This window comes from Streptococcus oralis (assembly GCF_001579175.1).
GTDB classification, from domain to species: domain Bacteria; phylum Bacillota; class Bacilli; order Lactobacillales; family Streptococcaceae; genus Streptococcus; species Streptococcus oralis_O.
Window position 1 is genome coordinate 44,972 of the sequence record NZ_KQ970760.1, and the last position, 9,784, is coordinate 54,755.

Below are 9,784 nucleotides of genomic sequence, written 5' to 3' on the forward strand. Positions count from 1 at the left end.
CATATTATTTGCGTAATAATGATGATGGTGCTATAATGAGGGTGACGAAAGGGGGAGATTCCCATGGTTTTACAAATTTTACTTGTTTTATTATTATTAGTGGTGATTGCATCAGTGATTATGGTTAGTTCTGTGTATGTGGTTCGACAACAATCTGTCGCTATCATAGAACGCTTTGGTAAATACCAAAAGTTGAGCAATAGTGGTATTCATTTACGAGCTCCTTTTGGAATTGATAGGATTGCGGCAAGAGTTCAACTACGCTTGTTGCAAAGTGAGATTGTTGTAGAGACAAAGACGCAAGATAATGTATTTGTAACGATGAATGTGGCAACTCAGTATCGAGTAAATGAAAACAATGTCACAGATGCTTATTATAAATTGATGCGTCCAGAAGCCCAAATTAAATCCTATATTGAAGATGCTTTGCGTTCATCTGTACCAAAGCTAACCCTAGATGAGTTGTTTGAGAAGAAGGATGAAATCGCCTTAGAAGTTCAAAAACAAGTGGCTGAAGAAATGTCTACGTATGGGTATATCATTGTCAAAACGCTGATTACTAAGGTTGAACCTGATGCTGAAGTAAAACAATCAATGAATGAAATTAACGCAGCTCAACGTAAGAGAGTTGCGGCGCAAGAGCTTGCTGAAGCAGATAAGATTAAAATCGTGACCGCAGCAGAAGCAGAAGCAGAAAAAGATCGCCTACATGGTGTAGGGATTGCAGAGCAGCGTAAAGCAATTGTTGACGGACTAGCTGATTCTATCCAAGAGTTAAAAGGAGCCAATGTTGAGCTAACTGAAGAACAAATCATGTCTATCCTATTAACGAACCAGTATTTAGATACGTTGAATAATTTTGCAGATAAAGAGGGTAATAATACAATCTTCCTACCAGCGAATCCTAATGGAGTTGAGGACATAAGAACTCATATATTATCGGCTTTAAAAGCCAAATAAAAATATGCAGAATAATATAGTTGCGACGAATATATGTTTTTTATTGAAAAACGAAATAAAAACGTATACAATTAAGTATTGTAAAGAATAATTTAGGAGAAGAACATGGCTAAGTCGAACTTTGAAAAAGTGGAAGCAGTTGTTGGCTGGGTTCGTGATAAGAAAATCACAGGCTACCGTATCTCTAAAGAAACGAATGCGCGTGAAATGTCTATCATTGCTCTAGCACAAGGACGCGCAAAAGTTAAAAATATTTCATTTGAAACAGCTCTTGGTTTAATCGATTTCTATGAAAAAAATCATGAAAAATTTGAAGATTAAACCACGCTTACAGGCAGATTCTTAAAGCGGATCTGTCTTTCTTTTTCCTAATTACTAAAAAAGACTGCATTCTTTATGCAGTCTTTTATCTTATTTGAGATAGCGCTGAAGAAACTCGCGCGTCCGTTCTTCTTTAGGGTTCGTGAAGAGGTCTTCTGGTTTGCCTTCTTCAGCAATGACGCCCTTATCCATAAAGATGACACGGTGAGAAACATCGCGGGCGAATTCCATTTCGTGGGTTACGACAATCATGGTCAATCCTTCCTGAGCCAGGTCTTGCATGATTTTAAGGACTTCACCGACCATTTCTGGATCCAGAGCAGATGTTGGCTCATCAAAGAGGATGGCATCAGGATTCATGGAGAGGGCGCGAGCGATGGCTACACGTTGCTTCTGGCCCCCAGAGAGTTGTTTTGGTTTGGCTTGCCAATAGCGTTCACCCATGCCAACTTTTTCAAGATTTTCTTTGGCAATTTTTTCAGCTTCAGAGCGTTCTCTTTTAAGGACAGTTGTTTGGGCGACAATAGTGTTTTCGAGAACATCAAGGTTTTCAAAGAGGTTGAAGGATTGAAAAACCATACCGAGTTTTTCACGATAGTGAGTAAGGTCATAGCCTTTTGCAAGGACGTTTTCTCCTCGGTAGAGAATTTCCCCCTCAGTAGGTGTTTCAAGTAGATTGATCGAACGTAGGAAGGTTGATTTTCCGCTTCCTGAGCTCCCGATGATGGAGATAACCTCTCCTTTGTGGACTGATAGAGAGATGTCTTTTAAGACTTCGTTTTGTCCATAGGATTTTTTGAGGTGTTTAATTTCAAGAATGGGTTGACTCATTATTTCAAGTCCTCCGTTTGCATTTGGTTAGCACCTGTAGTGTAGGTATCCATGTCCATACGTCTTTCGATGAAGCGTAGAATACGGGTCACTGTGAAGGTGAGGACAAAGTAAATCACGGCGATGATTGTAAATGTCTGGAAGTATTGATACGTTTGGGTGGCCACAGTATTACCAGAGAAGTAGAGTTCTACCACAGAGATAACATTCAGTACAGAGGTATCTTTGATATTGATGACAAACTCATTACCAGTAGCGGGTAAGATGTTGCGAACGACCTGAGGTAGAACAACCTTGCGCATGGTCTGATTATGGGTCATACCAAGAGCGGTTGCGGCTTCAAATTGTCCCTTGTCAACTGCTAGGATACCTCCACGGACGATTTCTGTCATGTAGGCACCCGTGTTGATTGAAACGATGAAGATGGCTGCAAGTGTACGATCGAGATTGATGCCGAAGGCTTGCGCTGTACCGTAGTAGATAACCATAGATTGAACAATCATTGGTGTACCACGGAAAATTTCAATATAGACATTGAGGATCCAGCTAAGTAGCTTTTGCAAGCCATAGATGGCTTTGTTTTCAGATAGAGGTGCTGTACGGAAGACTCCGATTGCAAGCCCGATAATAAGGCCTGTGACAGTTCCGATAATGGAGATTAAGAGTGTGATACCAGCGCCGTGCAGGAGTTGTTGCCAGTTTTCAGAAAGGATCTTAACGACTTGGTTAAAGAAACTACTGTCTTCCTCCGTTGTTGTCGCCTCTACTGGTTGCTCTTTGATCATACGATCCATGAGGGCTACTTGCTCATCCTTTGAGATGGTTTCGATGCTCGCATTGATTTGGCTGATACGGCTGTCATCTTTACGAAGTCCAATGGCAATAGCGGTGTCTTCTTCTCCGGTTTCAAAGCCCTTGTCAAGTTGGATCATCTTAAATTTTGAGTTAGCAGACTCAGCGGTCATTGCTTCAGGTCGTTCAGAAACATAGGCATCAATAACACCAGCCTCCAGAGCTTGACGCATCTGAGCAAAGTCACCCATGGCTGTTTCTTTCTTGGCGCCAGGGATTTGGGAAATCAAATCATAGAGGTAAACACCTTGTTGGGACGTGATTTTTGCTCCACTAAAGTCGTTTAAAGATTTGGCATTGGCATAGGCAGAGTCTTTTTTGACCAATAGAACAGGCTCACTGGTATAGTAACTGCTTGAAAAGGCAATTTCTTGTTTGCGTTCAGCCGTTGGGCTCATACCTGCAATAATCATATCGATTTTGCCAGAAGTAAGGGCTGGGACAAGTCCTTCCCACTTGGTTTTAACGACCAAAGGCTCCTTACCTAAGTCTTTGGCAATCTTTTTAGCGATTTGGACATCGTAGCCATTGGCATATTGGTTGGTACCATCAATTTTGACAGCGCCATTACTATCATCGTCTTGGGTCCAGTTGAAGGGGGCGTAAGCTGCCTCCATCCCGATGCGTAGATATTCATCGGCTTGGACCTGGCTAACTAGTCCCAGTGTGAGGGCTAGGATAGCAAGCACAGATAAGCATAATTTTTTCATGTTTTCTCCTATTTCTAGTCTAAAAATGACTTCTCTCTATTGTATCTAAAAATAGTGAGATTTTCAATACAAGTAAGCCTTTACTTATAAAAAATGATATAATAGGGAAAAGATTGAAAGGGAAATTGTTATGAAGAAAAGATGGCTACTGACTCTGCTACTTACTTGTTTATTATTTATCCCGAGCTTGGTTTTTGCGGTAGACTTTGATGTCTTATCCTACCATGGTGATTTGAATATTCATGCAGATAATACTGCAATTTTTAAGGAAACAATCACCTACCGCTTTGGAGATGATTATAATGGTCAGTTAGTTGGACTCGGCAAAGCTGGGAAAATGCCAGAAGGATTTGCTATTGATCCTGACCCGACCGTTCAGGTCTCTAAAAATGGAAAAATTGTTCAAGATATTTCCTACTATACTATGGAGGAAGAGGATGGCTATAAGGTAAAAATTTACAATACTGGCTATGCTGGGGATACGGTTCGGGTGACGGTTACCTGGAAACTATCAAACCTTCTCTTCTTATATAAGGATATCGCAGAGCTAAATTGGCAACCCTTGACCGATAGTACTGGAGACATCAAAGAGATTGAGTTTAAGGTTAGCTCTGATACTTCAGCAGAGAAGCTCTATTTTCATGCAGGCCAACTCCTAAGGGACTCTAGTGTTGAAAAAGTTAATAATCTCTATCATATCAAAATGAAAGACCTTCCTAGAAAGCGACAGATCGAATTACATGCTTACTGGCCGAGAAGTGCTTTTGCAGGAGCTCCAGATCAAGGATTAGAGGAAGAATGTTTAACGGATTTTAACCGGATTGAAAGCAATATAGCGACAGAAAAAGCGCAAAGTGAGATTATGATGAAATGGGTCTTCCCGATCATTTTTATGAGTCTCTTACTTCCAATTCCTATCTTTTATAGAATGTTTCGTCAGAGTACAAGCATTAAAAAGGTCTTTCCAAAAGACCACAGACTTTATGAACCGCCGATGGATTTGCCTCCAATGGTTCTAGCAGAAGCAGTGTATTCAACTTCCTTAGAGGAAGTCAATCCTCTAAACAAATCAGGTTTTGGCAAATTTACTTTTGAACGTCTGATTCAGGCAACCTTGTTGGATTTAGTAGATCGAGGTCATTTATCTATTTTTCAAGGTGATGAGGAACCTTATCTACGAATTATCAGTGAAAAAGGCTTATCCAATTTTGAGAAGGAATGTCTGCGCATGACCCTATCGAATAAGAAGGAACTGGCTATTTCGGATTTATTCCCTGATTACCAAGTCTCATCTGGCTTGTATCATGGAGCTAAAAAGTCAGATGAAAAACATATCCGAGAAACAGGTCTGCACCTCAAGCGTTCCTTTGAAAGAAGACTTCAACGCATTCAGTCTTGTGTCAAGGATAAGGTCCATGTACTTCGTATTCCAAGCTATTATCGTCCCTTGACAAGTGAGGAACGCCGTCTTGCTCTTGGGATGCGGGTCTGTTCAGCTATAACGGCTCTAGGTGGATTACTTTTCTTTTACTATAGCTGGCAAACACATGGCTTCTTTTCAGTTCCTTTTCTAATCTTAGGTTTGACAGGATTAGGGAGCAGTTTCTGGGTTCATTTTGCGATGCGAGGAGCCTATCGTGATGGAGTTCTAACAGAAGAAGGGGCGGAGATTTTCTATCTTTGGACGAGTTTTGAAAATATGCTTCGTGATATTGCTCATCTGGATCAGGCAGAGCTGGAGAGCATCGTCCTTTGGAATCGTCTACTAGTCTATGCGACTCTCTTTGGTTATGCCAAGAAGGTGAGCAAGTTAATGAAAGTACGTCATATTCAGCTAGAAAATCCAGATTTGAATCTGTATATAGCCTACGGTTGGCATACACAGTTCCATGCCTCAACTGCACAAATCAAGCAATACACAACTGTCGCAAATACAGCGAGCAATTATTCTGTATCTTCTGGAAGTGGTTCTTCAGGCGGAGGATTCTCAGGAGGCGGAGGCGGTGGTAGTATTGGCGCCTTCTAAAAAATGTATCGCAAGATCCGAAATTATGTTATAATAGAGGACAGAAAAAGGAGTAATGTATGTATTTTATTGAAATTTTGAAGTCAATCTTTTTTGGGATTGTTGAAGGAATTACAGAATGGTTGCCCATTTCAAGTACTGGCCACTTGATCTTGGTTGAAGAATTTGTACAATACAAGGACCAAAATGAAGCCTTCATGTCTATGTTTAATGTTGTCATTCAGCTTGGTGCCATTTTAGCAGTTATGGTCATTTACTTTAATAAGCTCAATCCCTTCAAACCTGGTAAAACTAAAGTCGAAGTTCGTCGAACGTGGCAGTTGTGGTCAAAAGTCTTGGTTGCGACCTTGCCTTTGCTATTGGTCTTTAAACTGGATGATTGGTTTGATGCCAACTTCCATAACATGGTTTCAGTTGCGATCATGTTGATTATCTATGGGGTTGCCTTTATCTATCTTGAAAAAAGAAATAAGGCGCAAGCTATTGAACCAACCGTAACAGAGTTAGACAAGTTGCCTTATAAAACAGCTCTTTACATTGGACTCTTCCAAGTCCTTGCCCTTTTCCCAGGAACAAGTCGTTCAGGTGCCACTATCGTCGGTGGGTTGTTGAATGGAACAAGTCGCTCTGTCGTAACAGAGTTTACCTTCTATCTCGGAATTCCTGTTATGTTCGGAGCCAGTGCTTTAAAGATTTTTAAATTTATTAAAGCAGGTCAACTTTTGAGTTTTGGTCAACTATTCTTGCTTCTTGTAGCCATGGGAGTAGCCTTTGGAGTCAGCATGGTTGCTATTCGTTTCTTGACCAGTTATGTGAAAAAACACGACTTTACACTCTTTGGGAAATACCGTATCGTACTCGGTAGTGTCTTGTTGCTCTACAGTTTTGTGCGTTTGTTTGTATAAGTTGAAAATAGAATAAAATAGGATAGTTCGCCAAAAAAACATTTGGGGAACTATCCTATTTTTTATAATCGTTTAGTTTATTTTATATTACCTTATTATGTCGCCTTGCCCGACGTTTGTCTACGGTTTTAAAAGTAAACGAAAAGATTGTATTTAATTTGATTGACTTAAAATTTCTTGGATCAAAGATTCATCAAAAATATCTAAGCCGATGGATTGAAGCATAAATTGTAAAAAATAGATACGATCAACTATTTTTTCGGAAGAATTTTCAAAAATACTTCCTTCTACCCAAAAGTTAGTCAAAAGCAAGATTGTCTCGGCCGCTTCATTAGGGAAGGGGATGGGTTGAATGGACTGATCTTCTATTCCTTTTTTTATAATATCTGCAATAAGGGGAGTTCCTATACGCAGATTGTAACGGATAATAGTCAGCATGAACTCTGCATCAAGAGGCGCGTGATTCAACATTTCGTAGTTAGTTTTCTGACTTCTTAAACTAAACTGAAAGATTTCTTTGAGCTGTTCTCTTCCAGTTAAATGACTGGTGGATTCAAGCCAGTCTAGCAATTCCTTTTCCATCAATTGATAACGCTGTTTTAAAACTGCAAAAAAAATGTCATCTTTTGATTGAAAATGGTGATAAATGGCTCCTTTTGAAATACTAGCTGTTTGCGCTATGTTTTGTACACTTGTTTTTTCATAGCCGTTGTGAATAAAAAGCTGTGAAGCTGTTGATAAAATTTTTTCAATCATTGCTTGAGATTTTTCTGTTTTTGCGACCATTGAGTTCCTTCTCTCTGTTTTATTAAATTTATTTTATCAAAAAAAGAAGAAAAGGTAATATTTGAGCGTCTAACAAGCCTCCTTCTTAAGAAAACCACTCTACTTTTTTAATTTTGCTTCTATACGTTTGATGTGATACAAGTTTGAGAGAAATGTAATCCCACCGATGGTCATTATTCCTAAACCATTCCAAGGACTAAACAAAGTAGTGATGAGCCCACCAGTGATTGTAGCATACCCACATTTCACTCCCAAACGAGAATGTCGGATACCGCTCTCTCCTTGTGTTAATCGATAAAATTGTTCTTTTTGCTGTATTATTTGCTTTTTAATGGCTTCGTGATGATGTATTTGATGTTGACGTACTCGTTGATTTTGTTTTGCAATAGAATCGATTGTTTTTTCTAGCATAGTTTTTTTCATATTAAATCCTTTCTTTTAAAAACCGACCAGACGGTATTTTTTAATATTTTCTAGTTTAACAAATAAAAATGAAGGTGTCAACACCTACCACTTATGAGAAAAAGTTTTTTAACTAGGAACTATTTGAAATCTATCTCACATTTTTAGTTTTAAGTGTTGGAGTTAATACTTAATTAAAACCAACTGCCCCTTTTCATTAATAAATTGTCAAAAAATATTGTAGTCCAAGTATATATCCTTGTACAAATGCGGTAGGACATCAAACTAAACTATAACTCCTAAAAGCATTCAGTTTTCTAATAAAAAAGAGAGGGAATAAGAGGAAGAGGCTTTCTTAAATTAGGAATTATTAGAGTCTAAAAGGGGAATAATACTGATACAGTCTGCTGCATGTTGATCAGTAATTTAAGGTATTACCTCTGACAGTTTTAGTGGTTAGCTATCACGCTCTAAGAATTATTTTTAAAACAGAATGAGGCTGAAACACTTTTGTTCCAACCTCATTTGATTTAAACCAATGAATCCCCTCAAGGATTTAAAATCCTGTCACTGTAATTCCTAGTAAACGGATACCTTTTTCTTTTTCAGCTAGCTCTTCGTAGAGTTGAATGGCAGTTTGAGAAATCTGACTAGCGTCCTGTGTTGCTTGTGGAAGGCTTTTTCGTCTAGTCAGAGTGGAGAAGTCAGCATATCGTATTTTTAGGATAATGATTTTTCCAGCTTTTCCTTGTTGGCTGAGATTGTGAGCTACCTTTTCTGAGAGAAGAGTCAGCTCTTTTTTGATGTCTTCTTCTACTTGCAGAATCTTCCCATAGGTTTTCTCCTTGCCAATGGACTTACGAATGCGATCGGACTTGACTGGAGAATTGTGAATACCACGAGCCTTTCGATAAAGATCAAAACCGAGTCTGCCAAACCGATCGATTAAAGTGACTTCTGAGACGTCCAATAAGTCTGCACCAGTATAAATGCCCATTTCATGAAGCTTTTCTACTGTTTTCTTACCTACACCATGAAATTTAGCAATATCCATTTGTTTGAGAAAGTCTTGGGCTTGGTCAGGTAGAATCACTGTCAAACCATGTGGCTTTTGATAATCACTAGCCATTTTAGCTAGAAATTTATTGTAGGAAACGCCAGCAGAAGCAGTCAAGTGCAGTTCCTGCCAGATATCTTGTTGGATGAGGCGAGCTATTTTAACAGCTGACTTGATACCGAGTTTATTTTCTGTCACATCCAAGTAGGCTTCGTCGATACTCATAGGTTCAATCAAATCAGTGTACCGTTTAAAAATAGCTCGAATCTCAAGTCCAACTGCCTTATACTTTTCATAATTCCCGGAGATAAAGACGGCTTTGGGACAACGCTCATAAGCTTCTTTAGAACTCATGGCAGAGTGAATACCAAAGGCTCGTGCCTCGTAGCTACAAGTAGAAACAACTCCTCGTCCGCCAGTTTGTCTAGGGTCACTTCCAATGATGACAGGTTTTCCTTTTAATTTAGGATTGTCACGCATTTCCACTGCAGCAAAAAAGGCATCCATGTCGATATGGATGATTTTTCTTGACAGATCATTAATCAATGGAAATATGAGCATTATTGCACCTTTCTAGCGTCATTTTCTATTCATTATACCTTTTTTTCTGAAAAAATGGAAAAGAGTAATCCTACTTTCAAAAATATAATACAGATTGTGTTCAAAAATAGACTGTATTAGAAAAGAAAGTGACAAAAAGGCCTTTTTTTGCTTGTTGAAATCGGTTACTGTATGGTATACTTGTCTCATGAATGTAACAGATGGCTGTTACTAGAAAGAAAAAAGAGGACATTAACATGGTTGTTAAGACAGTTGTTGAAGCACAAGATATTTTTGACAAAGCTTGGGAAGGCTTCAAAGGCGTAGATTGGAAAGAAAAAGCAAGCGTTTCTCGTTTCGTTCAGGCTAACTACACTCCTTATGATGGAGATGA

9 protein-coding genes are annotated in these 9,784 nt (G+C 39.0%); 4 read left to right on the forward strand and 5 right to left on the reverse strand.

Annotated features, from left to right (window positions below):
* Positions 1–63: 63 nt before the first annotated feature.
* Together SORDD24_RS04545 and SORDD24_RS04550 are read left to right on the forward strand one after the other, a co-directional pair.
* Positions 64–960 carry an SPFH domain-containing protein gene (locus SORDD24_RS04545; RefSeq protein ID WP_061407987.1) on the forward strand — a complete coding sequence of 299 codons (897 nt, stop codon included), beginning with the start codon at positions 64–66 and terminating at the stop codon, positions 958–960.
* Between the two features lie 105 nt (positions 961–1,065).
* On the forward strand, positions 1,066–1,281 hold the full coding sequence (locus SORDD24_RS04550) for a capsule biosynthesis transcriptional regulator (protein WP_001130031.1): 216 nt from the start codon (positions 1,066–1,068) through the stop codon (positions 1,279–1,281).
* Positions 1,282–1,371: 90 nt separating this feature from the next.
* On the opposite strand, the gene SORDD24_RS04555 is transcribed toward SORDD24_RS04550, so the two are convergent.
* Together SORDD24_RS04555 and SORDD24_RS04560 are read right to left on the reverse strand one after the other, a co-directional pair.
* Complete coding sequence (locus tag SORDD24_RS04555; protein WP_061407990.1) at positions 1,372–2,112, reverse strand: amino acid ABC transporter ATP-binding protein; 741 nt, start codon at positions 2,110–2,112, stop codon at positions 1,372–1,374.
* Positions 2,112–3,674 (reverse strand): ABC transporter substrate-binding protein/permease, encoded by a 1,563-nt coding sequence (locus tag SORDD24_RS04560; RefSeq protein ID WP_061407993.1) that lies wholly within the window; start codon positions 3,672–3,674, stop codon positions 2,112–2,114. Before SORDD24_RS04560 ends, SORDD24_RS04555 begins: the two co-directional genes overlap by 1 nt.
* Before the next feature lie 130 nt (positions 3,675–3,804).
* Between SORDD24_RS04560 and SORDD24_RS04565 the strand changes: the two genes are divergently transcribed.
* A complete protein-coding gene (locus tag SORDD24_RS04565) occupies positions 3,805–5,700 on the forward strand; it encodes a DUF2207 domain-containing protein (protein WP_061407996.1) in 1,896 nt (631 codons plus the stop codon).
* Between the two features lie 59 nt (positions 5,701–5,759).
* Positions 5,760–6,605, forward strand: a complete 846-nt coding sequence (locus SORDD24_RS04570) for an undecaprenyl-diphosphate phosphatase (protein WP_061407999.1) — start codon at positions 5,760–5,762, stop codon at positions 6,603–6,605.
* A 153-nt stretch (positions 6,606–6,758) separates the two neighbouring features.
* Here the strand turns inward: SORDD24_RS04570 and SORDD24_RS04575 are convergent, their stop codons facing one another.
* The 3 genes from SORDD24_RS04575 to dinB form a co-directional block, all read right to left on the reverse strand.
* Positions 6,759–7,391, reverse strand: a complete 633-nt coding sequence (locus SORDD24_RS04575) for a TetR/AcrR family transcriptional regulator (protein ID WP_061408001.1) — start codon at positions 7,389–7,391, stop codon at positions 6,759–6,761.
* A gap of 99 nt (positions 7,392–7,490) precedes the next feature.
* Positions 7,491–7,814: a hypothetical protein gene (locus SORDD24_RS04580; RefSeq protein ID WP_061408003.1), complete on the reverse strand. Its 324-nt coding sequence runs from the start codon at positions 7,812–7,814 to the stop codon at positions 7,491–7,493.
* Between the two features lie 535 nt (positions 7,815–8,349).
* A complete protein-coding gene (gene dinB, locus SORDD24_RS04585; protein ID WP_061408005.1) occupies positions 8,350–9,411 on the reverse strand; it encodes a DNA polymerase IV in 1,062 nt (353 codons plus the stop codon).
* Positions 9,412–9,784: the final 373 nt, after the last annotated feature.

What these genes read in the sequence shown, in the direction of transcription:
- SORDD24_RS04545 (WP_061407987.1), top strand. Translation starts at nt 64, where the DNA reads ATGGTTTTACAAATTTTACTTGTTTTATTATTATTAGTGGTGATTGCA.
- SORDD24_RS04550 (WP_001130031.1), top strand. Translation starts at nt 1,066, where the DNA reads ATGGCTAAGTCGAACTTTGAAAAAGTGGAAGCAGTTGTTGGCTGGGTT.
- SORDD24_RS04555 (WP_061407990.1), bottom strand. Translation starts at nt 2,112, where the DNA reads ATGAGTCAACCCATTCTTGAAATTAAACACCTCAAAAAATCCTATGGA.
- SORDD24_RS04560 (WP_061407993.1), bottom strand. Translation starts at nt 3,674, where the DNA reads ATGAAAAAATTATGCTTATCTGTGCTTGCTATCCTAGCCCTCACACTG.
- SORDD24_RS04565 (WP_061407996.1), top strand. Translation starts at nt 3,805, where the DNA reads ATGAAGAAAAGATGGCTACTGACTCTGCTACTTACTTGTTTATTATTT.
- SORDD24_RS04570 (WP_061407999.1), top strand. Translation starts at nt 5,760, where the DNA reads ATGTATTTTATTGAAATTTTGAAGTCAATCTTTTTTGGGATTGTTGAA.
- SORDD24_RS04575 (WP_061408001.1), bottom strand. Translation starts at nt 7,391, where the DNA reads ATGGTCGCAAAAACAGAAAAATCTCAAGCAATGATTGAAAAAATTTTA.
- SORDD24_RS04580 (WP_061408003.1), bottom strand. Translation starts at nt 7,814, where the DNA reads ATGAAAAAAACTATGCTAGAAAAAACAATCGATTCTATTGCAAAACAA.
- dinB (WP_061408005.1), bottom strand. Translation starts at nt 9,411, where the DNA reads ATGCTCATATTTCCATTGATTAATGATCTGTCAAGAAAAATCATCCAT.